The 21,486-nt window shown below is 43.4% G+C and carries 10 protein-coding genes; 3 read left to right on the top strand and 7 right to left on the bottom strand.

Translation table 11 applies throughout. From position 1 onward, the window contains the following. Positions 1-204: 204 nt before the first annotated feature. The 3 genes from RMX69_RS17230 to chlP all read right to left on the bottom strand — a co-directional run bounded on the left by RMX69_RS17230 (position 205) and on the right by chlP (position 4,248). Entirely contained in the window at positions 205-1,566 is a 1,362-nt protein-coding gene (locus RMX69_RS17230; RefSeq protein WP_322638185.1) for a DUF3370 domain-containing protein, read from the bottom strand. Between the two features lie 434 nt (positions 1,567-2,000). Beyond that, positions 2,001-2,600, bottom strand: a complete 600-nt coding sequence (locus tag RMX69_RS17225; protein ID WP_322638184.1) for a hypothetical protein — start codon at positions 2,598-2,600, stop codon at positions 2,001-2,003. A gap of 427 nt (positions 2,601-3,027) precedes the next feature. Further along, positions 3,028-4,248, bottom strand: coding sequence for a geranylgeranyl reductase (chlP, locus tag RMX69_RS17220; protein ID WP_322638183.1), 1,221 nt, complete (start codon positions 4,246-4,248; stop codon positions 3,028-3,030). A 734-nt stretch (positions 4,249-4,982) separates the two neighbouring features. Here chlP and RMX69_RS17215 point away from each other — a divergent pair. Then, complete coding sequence (locus RMX69_RS17215; protein ID WP_322638182.1) at positions 4,983-6,143, top strand: hypothetical protein; 1,161 nt, start codon at positions 4,983-4,985, stop codon at positions 6,141-6,143. 71 nt (positions 6,144-6,214) lie between these two features. On the opposite strand, the gene RMX69_RS17210 is transcribed toward RMX69_RS17215, so the two are convergent. After that, entirely contained in the window at positions 6,215-6,358 is a 144-nt protein-coding gene (locus tag RMX69_RS17210; RefSeq protein ID WP_322638181.1) for a hypothetical protein, read from the bottom strand. A 172-nt stretch (positions 6,359-6,530) separates the two neighbouring features. On the opposite strand from RMX69_RS17210, the gene RMX69_RS17205 reads away from it, so the two are divergent. Next, a complete protein-coding gene (locus RMX69_RS17205) occupies positions 6,531-7,547 on the top strand; it encodes a sulfate/molybdate ABC transporter ATP-binding protein (RefSeq protein WP_322638180.1) in 1,017 nt (338 codons plus the stop codon). A 303-nt stretch (positions 7,548-7,850) separates the two neighbouring features. Here the strand turns inward: RMX69_RS17205 and RMX69_RS17200 are convergent, their stop codons facing one another. Next, positions 7,851-10,667 carry a pitrilysin family protein gene (locus tag RMX69_RS17200; protein WP_322638179.1) on the bottom strand — a complete coding sequence of 939 codons (2,817 nt, stop codon included), beginning with the start codon at positions 10,665-10,667 and terminating at the stop codon, positions 7,851-7,853. Positions 10,668-11,759: 1,092 nt separating this feature from the next. Between RMX69_RS17200 and RMX69_RS17195 the strand changes: the two genes are divergently transcribed. Beyond that, positions 11,760-15,869: a YlcI/YnfO family protein gene (locus RMX69_RS17195; protein WP_322638178.1), complete on the top strand. Its 4,110-nt coding sequence runs from the start codon at positions 11,760-11,762 to the stop codon at positions 15,867-15,869. 28 nt (positions 15,870-15,897) lie between these two features. Here RMX69_RS17195 and RMX69_RS17190 read toward each other — a convergent pair whose 3' ends face one another. Together RMX69_RS17190 and RMX69_RS17185 are read right to left on the bottom strand one after the other, a co-directional pair. Beyond that, positions 15,898-17,964: a prolyl oligopeptidase family serine peptidase gene (locus RMX69_RS17190; RefSeq protein WP_322638177.1), complete on the bottom strand. Its 2,067-nt coding sequence runs from the start codon at positions 17,962-17,964 to the stop codon at positions 15,898-15,900. 450 nt (positions 17,965-18,414) lie between these two features. Further along, a partial coding sequence (locus RMX69_RS17185) for a hybrid sensor histidine kinase/response regulator (protein ID WP_322638176.1) occupies positions 18,415-21,486 on the bottom strand: 3,072 nt, incomplete at its 5' end.

Raw genomic sequence — 21,486 nt, 5'->3', positions numbered from 1 at the left:
AGACCTCTTGCAAAAGTGCTTTTTGCAAGAGGGGGAAAAGGGTAAAGGTTAAAGGGGAAGGGGACAATACAGAACCTTTTCCCCTTCCCCCTTACCCTTTTCCCGACTTATGCAAGAAGTCTAATTCACTTCTATCAACTTAAGTAGAAGCTGGCATTGGCAAGGGTTTTTTGATAACTTTTTTGTTCTCCTTTGCCCTATACCTTATGTTTGGTCTACAGTTTGAATTGTCAGCATTTGAGGAGGCGTAGCATCAGGTGGGTAGAGAAAATCCACTTCTACCAGTCGGCGCTGTCCAGGAGATATTTTTAATTGAGCCAGCGGTTTTCCCATCTGTCCCCGTTGTTGAACTAAATGCCAATATTGGGTTCTGGGTAAGCCATTATCGTCGTTGTAGCGAATACGAACAGTGCCTCGGAAAAAGACAGATGGTGCGGGTGGTGAAAAAAAGCGCAGCCCTGGTTTACTTAACTCATCTTCTTTAATAGGCGTTTGAAAAAGTACATTTATAGTTTGCGGCTTATCCGTATTATTGAATAATGGTAGAGAGATATTGTATTCAATGCCGTAGTTGCCGTGAGCTTCGTAAGCAGTACCAGGATAACGCGCTACGAGTTTAGCAGTTTGGTTTTGTCCAGTACCCATTTTGCCAGCCAAAAGGGTACTTAAACCGTAAGAAAAAGCTTGTCCTGATTCAGGAATTGTCAGGTATGAACTATTAGAGTCGGTAACTTGTGCTTGCCAACGAGAGCCAACAGCTACCCCCGCTACCCGTCCGTAAATTTCTGTTGCCCCTGCAAGCTGATCTGGAGGACTGGGGGCAGATTCACGGGGGCCTGCAAAATCACCATTTTCTAATAAATTCTCCCATTCTTCTAAAGTAGGCGCTCTTTCACTACCATCGGGATTGGGTTTAGCAAACATGGCCAGGTTCGCCATATAAACAGGACGATCGCTATACAAACGTAACAAAGTAGAACGTCCATTCAATGGCGGCGTTAAAGTCCGCACTGGAATTGGATGATTCATTAACATCCGGCTTTGTTTTGGTGGAATTAGCAACTGGGCTGGCCATCCTTGTCGTCTGACTCGTAGCACATCATTCATTACGCGATCGCCCGGCCCTGCATAAATGTTTCCCGAATTATTTGACAGCATGGGAGGAAGCTTGATAAAAGGTGCATCAGGTTGACTTACATAACTAGCTGCTTGCAATATATTGACAGTTGCAGGGCGATCGCTGGGATTGTAAACAATCACTCCCAAATAAAGAGTCCGCAAATCATTTGGCGTCTCAATCGCTCTAGCAATATGGTGAGAAAATAAATCAAACCGTCCCTGAAATGGAAAGTTTAGGTGGGCGTTGGGCACTCTTTTGCCTTGAGGAGGAAATGTAGATAGCAGAATTCCTTCACTCTTAACTACTTCTGGATTATTACTGTTAAATACTGGTACTTCGTCAAGATGTCCTGTTAAAGGTCTTGTTTGTTGGGGAACGAAGATTTCCTGTGGTGCAGGAGAAGGTGATGCTTGAGCCAAAAACAAATAGGAAATAAAATTAAGCATTTATTCAAAAAGCAATTTATCGCTGAAGTTTAGAATACAGCATACGTAACCTCCACCCAAGCATGACAAGTTAGAGGAGGCTGTTGACATTTGGGGATCTGTCTTAACTTGACACCAATGGCAGGATGTCCACCCCACAAAATTGGGTAATTTATAAGTCTTAGTCCGAATGGCATTAATAAAAACGCAAACCCTTAATTTGATTTGTCTCGTTTTTGCCTAATAAGAAGGCTGCCGCCTCAAGATTTGCGGCAGCAGCCCAATGATCAGCAAGTTACCACGATTAAGAATTTTGATGAATGCGATGTGCGACTTATTCTTGGAACCCCGCTCCCATTCTTCTGCCCTACAGTCCAAAATGCTTTGATTTTTTCTCCGATTACCTGATATGGAAGGGATTGCGGGTTAGGTTTGAGAGAAAGTCGCACATCGCGTTATCTATTACTTTTTAGCAGACTACTGTCAGGAAGCAAAGCTAATCTCTTTTGTTCAAAGTTCAAAATGTTATTGGTGGATGCTTCTTTGCGTGCGCGACAGAAGACTGGAGTTTCAGTTCCCAAGCACCCGTTACTAAAATTCGTTTCAATTCTATTGTTCTGAGTTAATTGCCAGTATCTGTGACGCCACTGCCCAGAAGAACATGTAGCTGTGGCATCATCAGAGGCTAGTGTTCCTCTATAAAAAATAAAGCCTCCATAACTCATGCCCGCCAGTGGATTATCAGATAGAACCATATACGGTTGCTTGTTATAGATCCTTTTTCCCACATTCCAACTACTGCAAACAACTGGTAATGGCTCAGTTGTGTTATAAGAAATTGCATATTCGTAGCTACTAGTTGGATAGTTTGGAATCTGACAAGTTTCATCGATCTGGCTTAGATTTCCACATTGAAGCCAATCACTTGCATAGGCTGGCGAAACCACAAAGATACTTATAAAAACTGAAACGAGTTTACAAAAGTTTTGAGTTTTTGTTTTCACTTTCTTCATCATCATAATGTTGTGATGTTTTGCAAAGGTTTTATCAAGCACACTCAACTCTAAGTTGTAGCAATCACCCTCTTTTCAGGAATTTAGGTCTACTCTAAAGGGCAGCGACATAGCCAACAGCTACTGCTCGGAAAATACTGAGTTTTGTTGTACAAAAATTACAATACCAAAGTGAAAATTACAAGAGCATCAATTTATACAAAACTTAATTTATGAGTAGCACTCATTATTTCAAAGAAAAATCTTGAAGATGATTTGAGGAAACTGCTAGAAAATAGTGCTAGTGAACCTACACTAGACCTCTTGCATAAATCAAAGATAAAACCCCACCCCGCCAAAGCTATGCTTTGTCTCGCCTCCCGAAGAGCGGGGAGGGGTTGGGGGTGGGGTGTTAGGGACTTTTGTAAAAGGTCTACTGTAACCGTATTGGGTAATTTTATTGGTTGCAATTTCAGTATTTTGCACTTACCTAAGGTGCAAGAGCATTACCCCGAATTAGACTACCAATGGTTTTGGCAGTAATTTTCAATTGGGTGATGGGATTAGCTGGGACAACCGTCTTATACAAATAGCTATCGAATGTTAGCCGTTGTACATCGAGGTCATCGCACATTTCCACAAACGCCTCGCGGGTAGCATCGGAACGATAGAACACGGTTTGCAGAATGTCCAACACCTTATAGGTGAGTCCGTATCTTTTATCCCAACGCTTCAGGTAAACCTTGAGGTCGCCTTCTGTAGGAATACGGCTACCACTGTTAGATGTTTCGACAATGGTTTCGGCACACATCCGCCCAGATTTAGCGGCAAAATAGATACCTTCGCCAGAAGACTTGGTAACGTAACCAGCAGCATCCCCCACCAAAGCGATGCGACCGACAACACGACGGGGACGGGGATGTTCGGGAATGGGGTGGGCTTCTACTTTGATGATTTTACCGCCTGCTAGTTTCTCGGAAGCACGGGCGCGGATGCCAGCTTGTAACTGTTTGATGCTGGCTTTATTGATGTGCATCGTGCCAGTACCGACAGCTACGTGGTCATATTTGGGGAAAACCCAAGCGTAGAAATCGGTCGAAACGTCATCACCGACATACATTTCGGCGAGGTCGTTGTAGTAGGCCATTTTGTCTTCGGGTAAGCGAATCCGCTCTTGGAAAGCGATCGCATAATTGTAATCCCCAGCATCCATTTCTTTGGCAACGCGGGAATTAGCCCCATCGGCCCCAATAATTAAATCCACCTTCAAGGTTTTAGCAATACCCTGCGATATACCGTCTGTATGGTCAATGTAATGGATGGTATAGGGATCAGTATTGTTTCCTGGTATATCAAGTTTATGAACAGTGGCATTAATTAAATTTGCGCCTAGTTTTGCCGCGCGATCGCGCAAAAAGCCATCTAACACTTCTCGGCGGCACATTCCTATATATTCATCTTCATTTACCAAATTGATATCAACCTCGCGATTGGAAGGCGAAATCATTTTCATCTTCCGTACCCGGCGATCGATAATTTCTGGTGGTAGGTCAAATTCACTCACCATACACAGGGGAATTGCACCCCCACAAGGCTTTGCATTGTCTAGCTTCCGCTCAAACAGGTAGGTTTCAATCCCAGAGGCTGCCAGTGTTTCAGCGGCAGATGAACCAGCAGGGCCTGACCCAATAACAGCAACCCGTAGTGTCAAAGGTCTTTCTCCCAATCTTCACATTTACCGAGAGCATACTACCACGGTCTTTCTAGTGATTTGGCGCTTTTCCTCCAGGTTTCTGCACAAATGCAATATTCCTTAATGTTTCGATACGAAGTGGGGATTGGGAAGAATGAAGAATATTGCCTAGTCAACCAGTCCCCAGTTCCAAAATATGCAGATTTCCTTGTTCAATTCTTTTACTAGACAAGTTAGTACCGCCGCAATTACCGGATATCAAAAGCACATTGTCTGATAGTTAAAGAATGTGTGCAAGAAGTATTAAAACATACAAGCATTTCAGCGCTCGCTTTTTGGAGAAAAACTTTTTTATCTTTATCGACTTTGTGGCTGTTGATGAACTACTGTTTTTTTACTGAGAGGGTGGTAGAAAAATTACTGAACTTTTAGCTAGTTTTAAGAAAAATGAAACTCATAATCTTTGACTCTGGAATATGCTAATTGCTTGATATTTCATATTTCTTAATACCACTGTATATCCTAACAAACTATAAATACTATGCTGAAAAGTTACAAAAATAGCTTTTTCAAGAGAAAAGCCCTTTAACAAAACTAGAAAATTTTTCTGAAATCGTAAAAAATTTTTGTGTAATTACCATTGCCATGATTCGTATCAAGGTCAGACAATCTACATGATTTTTGACTGGTTTTGACTTTTAAAATATCCTTTTAGGATATACAGTTAATTGCATTTTAATTGGAGCTTGAGAATGGAAACAAAAGCTGAAAGACATCATGTCCAAAAAATTTATACTTCAGATCCTCTAGCAGATTTTTTGTTTGAAAAACTTTTATACAATTTTAATATAAATCCGTTTAAAATTACCATTCTATCGGCAATAGTAATGGTTACAATCTACATAATAGCCGCTACTTTAAGTAATTCATTTGTATCCTCTGATAAAGGAAAAGGTTTATTAGCAGATTTGAATAGTTGGATATGGATTTTAATTTACAATCCTATTGTCTTGGGGTTTTATTATTGGTTATCAACAAATAATCTTTTAGGCAGATTATCTAGTTTATTTTACATGAGTAATATGATAGATAATCAATATTATGGTGAAGTGGATGATTTATTAAGATTATATAGGCATCCATTACCTCGATTTATAGCTATATCTGTAAGTATAACTTATGGAATTTTATTTTTTTGTTCAAGGGATAATTTACCAGGATGGACAGGTACTACACTTATCCCAACAATAAGTTCCTCGTTCATTGGAGTGATAGTTATGTACGCCATAATTATGGAGGCAAATATTTTAATTATTAACCTTAGAGGAATAAGAAAATTCGTTCAGTCAAAAGAGATAAACATAAACCCTTGGCATCCTGATAAATGTGGTGGTTTTAAAATAATAAGTGAATATCTTATAACAGTCACATACTTAGTAGGCTTAATATGGTTTATGGCTTTTTTATCTATTTATCAGTTTTACCAAGAAAATCTAATTGAGCAATTTGGATATATGCTCTTAATAATACCAGTTTTAATTTTGTTCTCTTCCACTTGCTTTATGTGGACAGTATATGCAGTTCACAAAGAAATGGAAAAATCAAAGCAAAGATTTCTAGAGCCTTTTGCACAACAACTAAATAAGTATTATGACAAAATGAATAACCTGATGATCTCTGAATTATATAAGACAAAGAATGACAATGAAGTTTGCGAATTAAGAAAGTTTATTCAAAAAGAAATGAATATTATTTTAAAACTAGATTCATCCTATAAATCTATGATTAATAGTTACCCAATATGGCCTTTCGATATGAGTACTATCAAAGTATGGCTAGTGACTATAATTATTCCTTTACTTATTCCAATCATTTCAGCTTTCTCTAAAATAATCGTAGAAATGATTAAGTAAGTGATTGCAATTAAATATAAGGGGCTTCCAAAGAATAAATTAATCCAGAAAAACCAATAAGTCAGGTAAAATCAATAATACTTACAATATTCTAATAATGTTGCATCTGGGTATTGTTCAACCATTGAAGCTAGTTGAAATTTATACCCATCCAGATCGCCTTTCATTGCTCCACCTTGTTGCCTCGGTTCTACATGACCTTGAGTGTTATTCATGGAGAGCAGTACCTAGTTCTCTAGATTGCAGTGGGGCTGACTGTAGCTTCCTCGATTGCGGCAGTTGCAGTAGCTAAATCTTGTTCATCCATAAATAACAATATATGGTATATGTAGGACACAGTAATCCTACCAAGGATCTGTAGATTTAGTTGCAGAGGTTATAGTAGCAGTGGGTATAGTAGTTGAGAACGTCTCCAAACAATTCGGGAGTTTCAAGGCAGTCGATCAAGTCAGCCTAGAAATTAAGAGTGGTTCGCTAGTTGCATTACTTGGGCCATCAGGATCGGGAAAATCTACGCTACTACGGTTAATTTCAGGTTTAGAAATGCCAGATAGCGGCAAAATCCTGCTTACCGGTAAGGACGCTACATACCAAAGTGTGCAACAGCGAAATATTGGGTTTGTATTTCAGCACTATGCCCTATTCAAGCATCTGACTGTTAAGCAAAATATTGCCTTTGGCTTAGAAATTCGTAAGGCACAGCCAAAGAGGATTAAAGGGCGGGTAGAACAGTTACTTGAATTGGTGCAATTGACTGGATTAGGCGATCGCTATCCATCACAACTTTCTGGTGGTCAAAGACAACGAGTAGCTTTAGCCAGGGCATTGGCAGTAGAACCGGAAGTTTTATTGCTAGATGAACCCTTTGGCGCACTTGATGCTAAAGTCCGCAAAGATTTACGGGCATGGTTACGCCGCCTCCATGATGAGGTTCATGTTACCACAGTTTTCGTCACCCACGACCAAGAGGAAGCAATGGAAGTTTCCGATGAGGTTGTGGTGATGAATAAAGGACGTGTGGAACAGGTAGGGACACCAGCTGAAATTTACGATAATCCTGCCACCGCATTTGTAATGAGCTTCATTGGTCCGGTGAATGTGTTACCCAGCACCTCGAAGATTTTTCAAAGTAGCGGCTTTGATGCACCACACCCAGAAGTATTTTTGCGCCCGCAAGATGTGATTTTTGAAAAGGTTGCTAACGGTACGACTACGGCTGCGACAGTAAGCCGATTGATACATTTGGGTTGGGAAATTCAGGTGGAATTAACTTTCGATGACGGGCAAGTATTGATGGCGCATTTAACACGCGATCGCTTTAATGACTTAGAGTTAGAACCTCTACAGCGAGTGTATGTTAAGCCCAAGGATGCAAAGTCCTTCCCAGTGTCTTATTCAATTTGAAGCAGGCAGAATGAGATCCCCGATTTCTTAAAGAAATCGGGGATCTTGTTATTGCGATTTTTACAAATCAAATCCCATTGCTATGTATCTGAGTTGACATACTCACCGAGAAAGAAGGGTCGGTGATTCTGGAGTAAGTAACAAGTAATGAGTAGATACCCATTACTCATTACTCATTACTCATTACTCATTACTCATTACTCATTACTCATTTAAAGTCCTGTCAACGATGATAAAAAGCCGTCCTCAAAGGACGGGGCTTCTCTACGAGACGCTTCGCGAACAGACCCAAGTTTTTGGTAATTAACTGCCCTTGGGTACTGTATCTCCAGGCCCGGCGGTGACAATCACCAGATTTTCTGGCTTAATTAAATCTTCAATTGCCTGTTGCATATTAGCCATAGTGACTGCTTGAATCCGCTGGGGAAACTGTCGGATTTCTGAGCGTGAAAGCCCTAAAACAGCATTATCTAAAATGATGCTTGCTACATCACTGGGATTAGCTAAATCCACAGGATAGCTATTGGTAATTGAGCGTTTTGCTGTGTTGAATTCAGCTTCAGTTACTCCTTGTTCGCGTAACTGTTTTAGTAATGCGAGAGTACTGGCGATCGCTTTTTGGGCATCAAGAGGAGCAGTTTGCATTTGAATCAAGAAGGGCCCCGGATTAATCCCAGCAGCAAAACCACTATATATACCGTATGTTAAACCTTGGCGATCGCGCACTTCTGTACCCAGGCGGCTCGATAAGGTATCACCACCCAAAATTTGATTTAGCACCAGTGCCGCATAATAACGTGGGTCTTTCCGAGAGATGCCGTTGTAGCCGATGTAGGTGACAGCCTCAGCTTTACCGGGAATTACTTTGTTTAGTTGTGTTAAAGTTTTCGGAAATGGTACGGTTGGTATTTTGAGAACAGGTGGCTTACCTGTGGTTTGCCATTTACCAAATACCTCATTTAGCAAAGCTTTTACCTTAACTGAATCAAAGTCTCCAACTATTGCGAGCGTCGTGGTATCCGGTCGGTAGTGTGTCTGGTAGAAACCAAGCAAATCATCACGAGTAATAGTCTTTAAACTCTCGGCTGTGGGAAAGCTGTGGAATGGATGATTTTCAGGGTAAATTGCCTGTTGGAATACTTGCCTTCCCAAACCTCTAGGATCGTCCAGTTGGACTTTCAGACTTGTCAGTGCCCTTTGGCGACTCAGTTCTAACTGATCGGCGGGGAAAGTGGCGTTTTCTAACACATCTGCCAGAGTTTGAATCAATATTGGCAAATTTGCTGAAAGCCCCTCACCGCTGACGTTAACTCCTTCACGGCTAGCACTGAAGCTCAAACCGGCTCCCAGGTCTTCTAAGGTTTTTGCTAGAGTCAGAGCATTTTTAGTCTGCGTCCCATTCATTAAGTTACTTGCAGTTAGATTCGCTAATCCAGCTTTTTGATTGCCATCAAATTCAGCACCAGCGTCAATTTGTGCGCTCAGGTTAATAGTGGGAAGATTGCGATCGCTCAACAGCAAAACCTTCAAACCATTCTTTAAGGTAAACTCTTCTGGTAGTGATTGTTTATTAGAATCTGTTTCTGATGTCGCAGGTGGCAAATATTTTGCTAGTTCTGCTGGATCTACAGGCTTACCAGGGCTGAAATTTTCCACCGTGCGTCCAGAACCAGCGCTAGAAGTTCCTGGTTTACCATCTGGTTGAGTCGGCTCAAAGAAACCGATGGTTTGTTGAGCCGGATTGAGGTAAGTTTTCGCTGCTTTTTGGACTTGAGCAGGAGTCACTTTCGCGATCGCAGCCAGATACCTTTCAATAAAATGATAATCCCCTGCGATCGTTTGGTTATATCCCAGTTGATTAGCTTGACTCGTGATATCTTGATTACCCAAAATATATGAGGCTTGCAGTTGCGTCTTTGCCCGCTTCAACTCTTCTGAGGTGACAGGCTGCTGTTGCAATTTTGTTAAAGATTCCTGGAGTACCTGGGCAATTTTCCCCAACTCTTGACCGGGAGCCGCCGTAGCATCAATTTCATACCAACCCGGTTCGATGAGTTCAGCAGCACCACCACTCACTGAACTAGCGAGTCCAGATTCCACCAAAGCCTGATACAGTCGAGAACTACGTCCACCTGTGAGAATGGCATCCATCAAATCAATTGCTGGGACATCAGGATGTTTAATATCTGGCAAAGGATAGACCGCTTGCAATAGTGCTGCACTTCCAGGTTGCTTAAGGACAATCGGTGCTTTTTTAGCAACAGGGGTAGATGGGGAAGCGTCAGCAATGGAAGAAGATGCCGAGTAACGATCAATTGCTCTCCTGGCATTACCGAGTACCGTGTCTTTTTTTGCTCGTTGCGATAACTTGCCAAAAGTCTCTTTCACAACTTTGAGTGCGGGTTTTGTAGCAAAATCTCCGGTAATCACCAATGTGGCATTTTCTGGGCTGTAGTAGGTTTGGTAATAATTCCGTACCTGCTCTACCGTGAATTGCTCTACATCGGCTTTTGTGCCTCCTACCGATAAGCCATAAGCTCGATTAGGGAAAGCAGCCCGCATCACTGCCCGACTCAGACGATAGCCCGGTGAATTTTCGTATCCCTGTAACTCGGAGATCACCACCCGCTTTTCACTTGTAAGTTGTTCAGTCCCAATTAAGGAGTTTTCCATGCGATCGGCTTCCAGTGTCAGCAGTGCTTCTAATTTGTCTCGCTGCACTGTGCCAAAGTAAGCTGTTTCGTCATAACTAGTAAAAGCATTGAACTGGCTACCCAAAGCACTAAACAACCGTCCAAACTGTACTGGACGGTCGTTTGTACCTTTGAACATTAAATGTTCTAGCTGGTGAGAAATACCATTTTCTCCCTTCACCTCGTTGCGTGAGCCAACTTTATACCAAACTTGCACACTCACCACAGGAGCAGTATGAACTTCTTTGGTTAGTACCGTTAAGCCGTTGTCTAATACCGTTTTTTGCACTCCTTGGGTGAATGAGAGAGCAGAGACAGGTGTGACTGCTGTTGGTGTTGCAGCATTAGTGAAATTGCCGGGCATTGGCACGATAGTTAAAACAAGGCTGAGGAAAAATCCTAGAAGCATGTATGGTCGCCGTTTCATAAGCAATACAAAATTTCCAATTTTAAAATAAAACCCCAAAGGGTATTTCAAAATCTAAATCTAACTCAAGTTGCTAGTTATGGAGGGATAAGACAAAAATGCAATCAAATCGCCTCAAAAGAAATGTGGCAGGAGATGATGTATAAACTTATTGCTGCACTACTTTTTGCCTATACCATATCTGAGTGTATTTTTTAAAACTCCTCAAGGGTTATCAGGTTCGTAGATCAAATTTTTACAGAATATTAGAAATTATTGCAAATAGATTAACAAGCATTACAATGTGTTCCATTTTACACGATTGTAGTCATATCTACTTTTAAAATTGGTTTGATACCTATTGTCATCTCATTCGGGTAAGTATCTCGGTCAAACTAGCAAAAACTTTTTTAGGTATGCAAACAAGAAACTTAGGGACTTGCGTGAAAATAAAGTACCAATAAACCGAGTTTCGACTGCGCTCAACTCTCGACATCTGAGGGTTAAGCGCAGCGATGCACTGAGCGCAGTCGAAGTGTCGAAACCCTCCTGTCTGGGACACTATTAACCCGCAGATCCCTTAATTGGATCGTTTACATTAGGTATGCTGTTAACAGCAATACCTGTATTATCAGCTAATGCTTCAGAAGTAGCACCAAATTTATACCAGTTTCAAGGTAAGAATGTCAGCATTAGTTACTCAACGACAAGCTTTATTAGCAAGCCACTTTTTACCTAAAATTAAGTAAAGTTTATTTTTATTCAATCTTTAACTAAAGATTATCAATACTTTTAAGATATGTTTTAAAAATAAGTAATGAATTATTCTTTGATAAAATAATGTTTAATTTTGACTGTAATCATGACGATTTTACCCCATTTGTTTAATTCGATTTTGAAGGGTAAATCTTATAATTGTTTGTGTTCGCAAACTTCTTTCCATTTCATAATTAATACTTGCTTAGAGTGAGTAATTGATTGAATTTTAACTCATCTATCAATATTAAAGCTCACCCTCTAATTGCGGATAAAAAAAGTGGAAGCAAACCTAGTCAGACTATTCTACGGGCACAATACAATAAATGTTATCCATATCTGGTTACACTCATTGCTATGGAACGCGAAGCCTTAACAATCTGTTTTCCGCCTGACTTGCTTGCAAAAGCCAAGAAACTCAAGGAAGGTAGCGAATCATTTAATGATTTAATAGTTAAGGCTTTAGAACGGGAAATGCGATACCGCCAGAGATGGGCTGCCGATCGCACCAAGGCTGAAAACCTCTTTGTTGGTGGCGGCAAGATAGGTGCATTGTTGAGATCGCACGATTGGTCGCAAACGTCACTAGGGGCCGTCGAAACCTGGTCGGATAGCCTAAAAACGGCTGTGCAGATCCTATTAACAGAACTAGATCGTGTCCAGCAGCTAGAATCCGATCTGCTACCGGAGTGCATATCAACCAATGCCTTGCATCAAGCTGCCCAAGCCGATGCGTTTCGAGTCAAGCTTACCAATGCGCTACGCCCGCTGACTGATGCTAACGAGATTCAGGCGATCGCTGCTTTTGTTCTGGGCGAGTCTCTAGGCGCAAGCCGCGTTATTTACATTGAAGTGTTACCGGATGGCAAGGAGGTGATCGTTCATAAAAACTATACGAACGGCGTTGCCGAACTGAGCGGACTGTACCATCTAGAAGACTTTGGGCGCAACCTGACAGATGACCATCGAGCGGGGCGAACGGCGATCGTTCCCGATGTGGCCAACTACTCTAAATACACAGCCAGCCAGAGGGCAATATATCAAACAATTGATATTGCCGCGCATATTGATGTGCCGCTGATTAAGAACAATCAATTTGTCGCGTTGCTGGCGGTGCATCAGGCAGAGCCTCGCCAGTGGACGGAAGACGAGGTGAAACGAGTCGAGGAAACAGCAGAGCAGACGTGGGCAGCCGTCGAGCGTGCCCGTGCTGAAGCAGCATTACGCGAGAGCCGTAGCGAACTCGAACGGCAATTGCGAAAGTTTGACGCGATCGTCGCTGCAATTCCCGATTTTATTTACACCTTTGATTTGGCGGGACGGTTCACGTATATCAGCCCGGCACTACTCAATCTTTGGCAAAAAACTTCAGATGAAGCTTTGGGAAAGAACTTTTTTGAGCTGGATTATCCAACCGATTTAGCGACCCGACATCAGCAACAGATTCAACAGGTGATCGCCACGCGCCAGCCGCTCAAGGATAAAACGCCCTATACTAGCGCAATCGGCACACGCACCTATGAATACATTTTTGTCCCACTTTTAGGTATAAACGGCGCAGTAGACGCAGTGGCAGGTGTGACGCGAGACATTACTGATGTCTCCAACGAGCTTTGCTTACGCAAACAGGTAGAGCAAGCCTTGCGCCAAAGTGAGGAAAAGAGCCGGAATATTCTGGAGAGTATTACAGACGCATTCTTTGCTCTGGATGAGAACTGGATGTTTACCTATGTGAATCAAGCTGCCGAAATGCTGCTCGATCGTGTGGCAGGGGATTTAATTGGCAAGACTTTATGGGAAGAATATTCAGGATTGATTGGCAACGAGTTAGAGCAGATTCACTGGAGCGCCATGCGCGATCGTGTGGCTGCGTCAATGACTGCGTTTTACCCGGATCGCGATCGCTGGTACGAAGTTCGCACCTACCCCGCCCCAAACGGTATCACTGTTTATTTCAAGAATGTTACCGAGCAGATTCAAACTGCCGCAACCCTGCGTCAATCCGAAGAACGCTACCGGACTTTGTTTGAGTCGATCGACGAAGGCTTCTGCATTATTGAAGTATTATTTGAAGAAAATGATCTACCGAGTGGCAGTGTGCCACGCGCCAGCGACTACCGTTTCTTAGAGATCAATCCCACCTTTGAGCAACAAACGGGACTTCGACAAGCAGTCGGGAAAACGGCGCGTCAGTTAGTTCCAGATTTAGAAGACCATTGGATTCAGATTTACGGTCAAGTTGCTCTAACGGGTGAACCTGCTCGCTTTGAAAATGGCTCTCTTGCAATGAACCGATGGTTCGATGTCTATGCCTGTCGTATGGGTGAGCCGGAGGCGCGAAAAGTTGCCATTGTCTTCAAAGATATTAGCGAACGCAAACTCTCAGAAGAACTTTCGCGGCGAACCGCCGAATTTAATGCTTTCCGCGTCTCTCTCTCCGACGCACTCCGCCCACTTGCCGACCCTATAGAGATTCAGGCTACGGCCAGCCGTGTGCTTGGCGAATATCTCAGCGCGAATCGGGTGGCGTACTTCGAGGTTCGCGGTGCTGATTACGTCGTTGAGCGTGACTATGTTAATGGAGCCGCAGCACTCGCTGGCAATTACCCGGTTGATTCGTTCGGTCCCAAGCTGCTCGCAGCCTACCGCACCGGTCGCGCCGTGTCCGCGTCCGATGTGGAAGCCGATCCCAACCTGTCCCCGCCAGAGCGAGCAGCCTACGCCGCCATTGAGATCGGTGCCTACATCGGCATACCGCTGATCAAGAGGGGCGAGTTCGTAGCGGGGCTGGCAGTTCACACATCCGGGCCACGAGCTTGGACACCGGACGAGGTGTCCCTAGCCGAAGAAGTAGCCGAGCGCACTTGGGCGGCGGTCGAACGCGCCCGCGCTGAAGCAGCCTTGCGCGACAGTGAAAACCGCTTCCGTATGGCGATCGAATCTGCCCAATTAGGCACCTGGGACTGGAATCTCATCACCAACCAATTGATTTGGGATGAAGGTTGCAAAGCCATGCATGGTTTACCACCAGAAGCCGAGAGCAGCATTGAGGTCTTTTTTGCCGGACTGTACCCTGACGATCGCGAACGACTAGAACATTTGCTGCAAAGGACTTTGAACCCAAAAAGCAACGGCAAGTATGACGTAGAATATCGCACGATCGGGATTCAGGATGGGGTTGAACGGTGGATTGCAGCCAGAGGACAGGCTTACTTTGATGCTGCCGACAATCCACAACGCTTTGTCGGTACTGTACTCAATATCACTGAGCAAAAACGCATTGAGGCAGAACGAGAACAACTCCTTGTCCGCGAACAAGCCGCAAGAGAAACAGCCGATCGCGCCAATCGGATCAAAGATGAGTTTTTGGCAGTGCTGTCTCATGAATTGCGATCGCCTTTGAACCCGATTTTGGGCTGGACGCAGTTACTACAAAACGGCAAACTGAGAGAAACCCAAAGAGCCGAAGCCTTGAAAATTATTGAGCGCAATGCCAATTTACAGACGCGACTAATCGAAGACTTGCTCGACATCTCCCGCATCATGCAGGGCAAACTCAGCTTAACAGCGGCTCCGGTCAGTTTGACCTTTGTGATTTATGCTGCCGTTGAAACAGTGCGTTTGGCAGCAGAAGCAAAAAATATTGCGATCGCTCTTGAGCTTGATACTGAGATCGCTCCGATTTATGGCGATGCAGCTCGCTTGCAACAAGTGATGTGGAATTTGCTTACCAATGCGGTTAAGTTCACACCTAACAACGGACAAGTGGCTGTTGAACTGCGGCAACTCGACGGGCTAGCTCAGATTCAGGTAATTGATACTGGCAAGGGCATCAATCCACAGTTTTTGCCCCATGTATTTGAATATTTTCGCCAAGAAGACGGCTCAACGACACGCAAATTTGGCGGGTTGGGATTGGGGCTAGCGATCGTGCGGCAAATTGTCGAAATGCATGGGGGCATGGTGACAGCAGAAAGTCAGGGTGAGAATCAAGGCGCAACCTTCATCATCCAATTGCCCCTGATGCAGCACGCAAGAGCAAAGCTCAACGCATCCGAGCCAATCCACACTCAAACAGAAGCAAAAGTGCCTTTAGAGGGCGTTCAAATTTTGCTGGTGGATGATGAGGCAGATACTCGCGAGTTTCAAGCACTTGTGCTGTCACAATGCGGTGCAAATGTAACAGCCGTCGCTTCTGCTTTAGAAGCTTTGCAAGCTCTAGAGCAGTTCACTCCTGACGTATTAGTGAGTGACATAGGTATGGCACAGATGGATGGCTATATGCTGATGCAGCAGATTCGATCTCGCCCACCGAATCAAGGAGGAACCATCCGAGCGATCGCACTGACTGCTTATGCCGCAGAAATTGACCAGCAAAGAGCGCTCCAGGTAGGATTTCAAACTCACATTACAAAACCTGTAGAGCCACAGAAGTTAGTGAGGGCGATAGTTAGTTTAGTCTCGTAGGGTAGGCAATGCCCACCCGACAAAGTTGCTAAACTTCAACATCCAAAACACGTACCAAAAAAGCCCATTTGTCTGCGGCTTCTTCGATAATTTTAGCCGTGGGTTTACCCGCACCATGTCCGGCTTTCGTCTCAATTCTAATTAGGGTTGGCGCCTCACCTGTGTGAGCCTCTTGCAAAGCAGCGGCAAATTTGAAACTATGAGCAGGGACAACGCGATCGTCATGGTCGGCTGTGGTAATTAAGGTTGCTGGGTAAGCTGTATTTGGTTTGATTTTATGTAATGGCGAATAAGCATACAGTACTGAAAACTCTTCTGGATTATCCGCAGAACCATATTCAGAAGTCCAAGCCCAACCGATGGTAAATTTGTGGAACCGCAACATATCCATGACGCCGACGGCGGGTATTGCTGCACCAAACAAATCGGGACGTTGCGTTATACAAGCACCCACTAATAAACCGCCGTTACTACCACCTGCGATCGCTAGCTTTTCAGTTTTAGTATACTTATTAGCAATCAACCACTCAGCAGCGCCAATAAAGTCATCAAAGACATTCTGCTTTTTATCCTTCATTCCTGCTTGATGCCATTCTTCGCCGTATTCTCCACCGCCGCGGATATTAGGCATCGCATAGACACCACCCATCTCCATCCACACTAACAGACTCACAGAAAAGCCAGGTGTCATTGAGGCATTAAAACCACCATAAGCATAGAGATAAGTTGGGTTATTTCCATCTAATTTTATGCCCTTTTTGTGCGTAATAAACATTGGTACTTTAGTACCATCTTTGCTGTGATAAAAGACTTGTTCTGTCTCGTAATCATCAGGATTAAAATCTACCTGTGGCTGACGGAAAATAGTACTTTTTCCTGTCACCATATCGTAGCGATAAATAGTGCCTGGTATGGTAAAGCTGGTAAAACTATAAAAAGTTTCAGTATCATAACGCTTACCACCAAAGCCTCCGGCTGAACCGAGTCCTGGTAGTTCTACCTCTCGAATAAATGCACCTTTGAGGTCAAAAATTTTGATTTGACTGTGAGCATCTTTGAGGTAATCAGCAACGAACTGATTATTAAGTATACCGACACTTTCCAAAGTTTCCGCAGATTGGGGAATAATTTCTTGCCAATTTTCTGGTGCAGGGTTTTTCGTGTCAATCGCAATAACTCTTCCCCGTGGTGCATTTAAATCTGTGCGAAAATAAAAGACACTATCATCATTGTGGATAAAGCTATAATCTGCCTCAAATTGGTTAATTAGTTCTACGACTTCCGCATTAGGGTTAGTTAAATCTTTGGAAAAAACCAAATTTTTAGAGTCCGTACCTAGCCAAATTGAAATTATTAGATAGCGTCCATCTTCAGTAACGCCACCACTAAAACCCCATTCTTTTTGGTCAGGACGATGATAAATTAAAATGTCTTCTGATTGGGGTTTCCCTAGTTGATGATAGTAGAGTTTTTGATAATAGTTGACATCTTCTAATCGAGTTTTTTCATTTGGTTCATCGTAGCGACTGTAGAAAAAACCTTGATGATCGTGTGTCCAAGATGCGCCAGAGAATTTAATCCACTTCAGGTGGTCTTGGAGGTCTTCACCAGTTTCAACATTGCGTACTTTCCACTCTTGCCAATCAGAACCAGAGGAGGATAGACCATAAGCTAAAAGTTTACCATTCTCGCTAATTGACAATCCTGAAAGAGCAACAGTGCCATCTTCTGAGAGTTTATTGGGATCGAGTAAAACTTGGGGTTGGTCATCGAGAGTTTTCAAAGTGTAAAGGACACTTTGATTTTGCAATCCGTCATTTTTGAAATAAAAGTAGCGATCGCCTTCTTTAAAAGGAATACCGTATTTTTCATAATCCCAAAGTTTGGTGAGGCGCTGTTTAATTTTTTCCCTAGCAGGAATTTCACTCAAGTAGCCAAACGTAACTTTATTTTGTGCCTCAATCCAAGTTCTTGTTTCTTCGGAGTCAGGATCTTCTAACCAACGATAAGGGTCTGCGACTAAAGTACCGTGGTAATTATCAGCTTGATTGCTCTTATGGCTGGTTGGGTAAGTGAGATTTTCAGAAGAAGGCATAGCTCTTAGATCAAAGTACTTCTTTACATACTACAAAGATAGACCCAAGACTTGGGGCAATACTACTCGGTTTTTGGATTTTGAACTCAGAATTGGGTTTGGGGAAAAGGTTAAAGGGGAAAGGTTAAAGGTTAAAGGTTTTTTCTTTGCCCTTTTCCCGAAAACCCGACAAGTATTGAGACTTGGGGTATAAACTCTAATTGTTCTCAAAAAGAAAGCCCCGGCTTCTGACGGGGCAATACGTGCTATTTTTGCTTATAGAACAATTGTACTATTATAGCAGTCGCCAAAGCCGTTAGGACAGTTTGCGGGAAACGCGTCTTCAACAGCGTACTTTGTGATTTTATTGCTGTCCTAAGCTCCCTGTCCTTTGCTATAAAAACTAGTATCAGCTTTAATCGAGGTAAAAGCGTGTAGAGTTTTCCCTAAAATCGAAGTCTTTTGGTTGATTTAGTTAACGAGTTTCTCTCCTTTGAGCATTCGCGCTGCGGCTTCAAGTAGAGCTTCTTCGAGATAGGGCTTGGTAAAGTAGCCACTAGCACCGAGTTGAGCGGCAATTTGTCTGTGCTTGTCTGCACCGCGCGAGGTGAGCATTGCGATCGGTAAGTGGTTAAGGTTAGAGTCTTTCTGGATGCGAGAGAGCAATTCCAGACCGTCGCAACGGGGCATTTCGATATCGCAAAAGACGATATCGCAAGGCAGACCAGAGCGGAGTTTATCCCAAGCCTCCTGACCGTCACGCGCCTGTTCTACGCGATAACCGGCTTTATTAAATGTCAGGGATAGCAATTCTCGGACTGTGATTGAGTCATCGACAATCAACACTGTCGGGTCAATCTTCGCAGGAGAGGTATCAGGAGGAGTGAGTTTTTGTTGCCAAGAATTGCCACCAGCTTGTGTAGAAATCCGTCCCTGGAAGATGTCAATTATTTCCAGTACGTCAGCAATGGGCATAATCCGACCATCACCCAGAACTGTAGCACCAGCTACACCAATGGGTTTAGGTGCTGGCCCTTCAAATTGCTTAATTACAATTTCTTGTTCGCTTAACACCAAGTCAATCTGTAGAGCAATCAGGGTATTTGCCGATCGCACCACAACCACAGAAACCATGTCATCATCTCTGGTGCCGCCATAGACATTACCGCGACTGATTTGGCGATTGAAGGTTAAAAGTTCCTTCAGGGGTCGGAATGGTAGCACCGTATCGCGCCAGGAAATAAATGATTGCCCATTGGCATCATGCTGAATATTTTTGACTGGGATATCTAGCGTATCTTCTACACCGTCCATTGGGAAGGCGATCCTGGAGCGATCGGAGACGCAGCAGAGAGCTTTACAAATACTTAGAGTCAGTGGTAAACGAATAGTAAAGGTGGTTCCCTTACCGATCGCAGAATCGGTGTTAACTGTTCCCCGAATTTCGCTAATTTCGGAGCGCACTACGTCCATACCCACGCCACGACCAGAAATTTCATCGGCTTGATCTTTAATCGTAAAACCAGACTGGAACAGTAGATCGTAGACTTCCAGACGAGACATCGCTTTTGCCTGCGCTTCTGTAATCATGCCAATCTTCACAGCCTTAGCCTTAACCTTTGCGGAATCGATACCTGCACCATCATCGCCTACAGATATGATCGTTTGGTTCCCTTGGTGGAAGGCACGGATAGTAATGATTCCCGCAGGTGGTTTACCAGCAGCTTGCCTTTCTTCTGGTGTTTCAATACCGTGAGCGATCGCATTATTCAACATGTGAGTCAACGGATCGGTCAGATGATCCAAAATCATCTTGTCAATTAAAGTATCGCCACCTTCAATCACCAACTCTACTTGTTTGCCACACTTGATGGCGTTGTCGCGGACTCCTCGCCGCCAGCGATCGATAGTTTGAGCAAAGGGAACCATTCGCGCTCTTGTTAGCCCCTCTTGTAGCTGGGTGGTTACTTGGCGGAACTGCCTAGCGACTCGTTCGGTTTCTTCGGTAACAAAATCAATGTCACTAGCCGACTCACGCACTCGGACAATGCGTTCAATCATCTGCTGTGAGAGTGTGTGGAAGGGAGTAAAACGATCCATTTCTAGTTCGCTAAAACCCCGATCGGCATTGGAATCAGGGGCTTGGAAGCCGTCGGGGTCTTTCTTTTTGCGTCCAGCTAATAGAGACGCTTCCAGTAGCGATCGCTCATACAACTCCTGCATCCTTGCACCTACATCTGAGAGTTGTTGTACCTGAATCAGCAAGTTATCTAATGACTGTCGTAGCCGTTCATGATCCTGCTCTAAGGTATTGCGATTTACCACCAACTCCCCAACTAAATTACTCATATCGTCCAGTTGCTTAACTGGAACCTTCATAGTTTCTTCAAATCTCGCAGCCCTACGACTAGAGGGACGGGTAGCTTGGCTGGTGTTCGATTTTACTACAGTAGAATGGGATATTGTTTGATTCGCTTCTGCCAGCAATTTCTCTAAGTCACCAAATTCATCTTTGATGGCTGGTGATGGAATAGCATTTTTAGCTGAGACTGGTTGAGTGTTGAAAGGCTGGCGTTGGCGGTAGACATCGTTGTTATTATCTGTACTTAGTAAGTCTTCCAGGGCAGCAAAATCTACTTCTGGTATCTTCTTAACTTTGGGGATGGGTGCTACTTCCTCTCCTAATAATGCTGCCAAGTCTGCAAATTCATCTTCTTGAGCAACAATCTCAGCGGTTTCTGTAAACAATAAATTATTTTCAACAACTGTGTTTTCTGTTAATTCAAAGGTAGTTTCTAAATTATTAGTTTCCTCGGTCTCTAAAACTTCTGGGCTTTTCTGGGCTGAATCTGAATTGTCCTCAAAACTGATAGTTTCTGATAGTTTATCCACAGTATTCTCTGTGGTTTCCATCTGAATATAGGTCAAGTCATTTGTAACTACATCCTCAGAGTCGAACAAATCACCTAGCTGTGCTTGTAATGATGCTGAATCTGAAGTTTCCTCAAAACTGACGGTTTCTGATAGTTCATCCACAGTATTCTCTGTGGTTTCAATCTGAATATAGGTGGAATCATTTATGGCTAAATCTTCAAACAGCAGTTGTGAATTTTCATCGAAAGAGCCGAACAAATCACTTGGTTGTGCTTCAGATGATTCTGAATCTGAAGTTTCCCCAAAACTGATAGTTTCTGATAGTTCATCCACAGTATTCTCTGTGGTTTCCATCTGAATATAGGTCAAGTCATTTGTAGCGACATCTTCAGAGTTGAACAAATCATTTGGCTGTGCTTCGGGTGATGCTGAATCTGAAGTTTCCCCAAAACTGATAGTTTCTGATAGTTCATCCACAGTATTCTCTGTGGTTTCCATCTGAATATAGGTCAAGTCATTTGTAGCGACATCTTCAGAGTTGAACAAATCACTTGGCTGTGCTTCGGGTGATGCTGAATCTGAAGTTTCCCCAAAGCTGATGGTTTCTGATAGTTCATCCACAGTATTCTCTGTGGTTTCCATCTGAATATAGGTCAAGTCATTTGGAGC

Origin of the sequence: Nostoc sp. EspVER01 (genome assembly GCF_034530635.1) — a bacterium.
Taxonomy (GTDB): domain Bacteria; phylum Cyanobacteriota; class Cyanobacteriia; order Cyanobacteriales; family Nostocaceae; genus Nostoc.
This window is presented reverse-complemented; position numbering and strand designations above follow the sequence as displayed.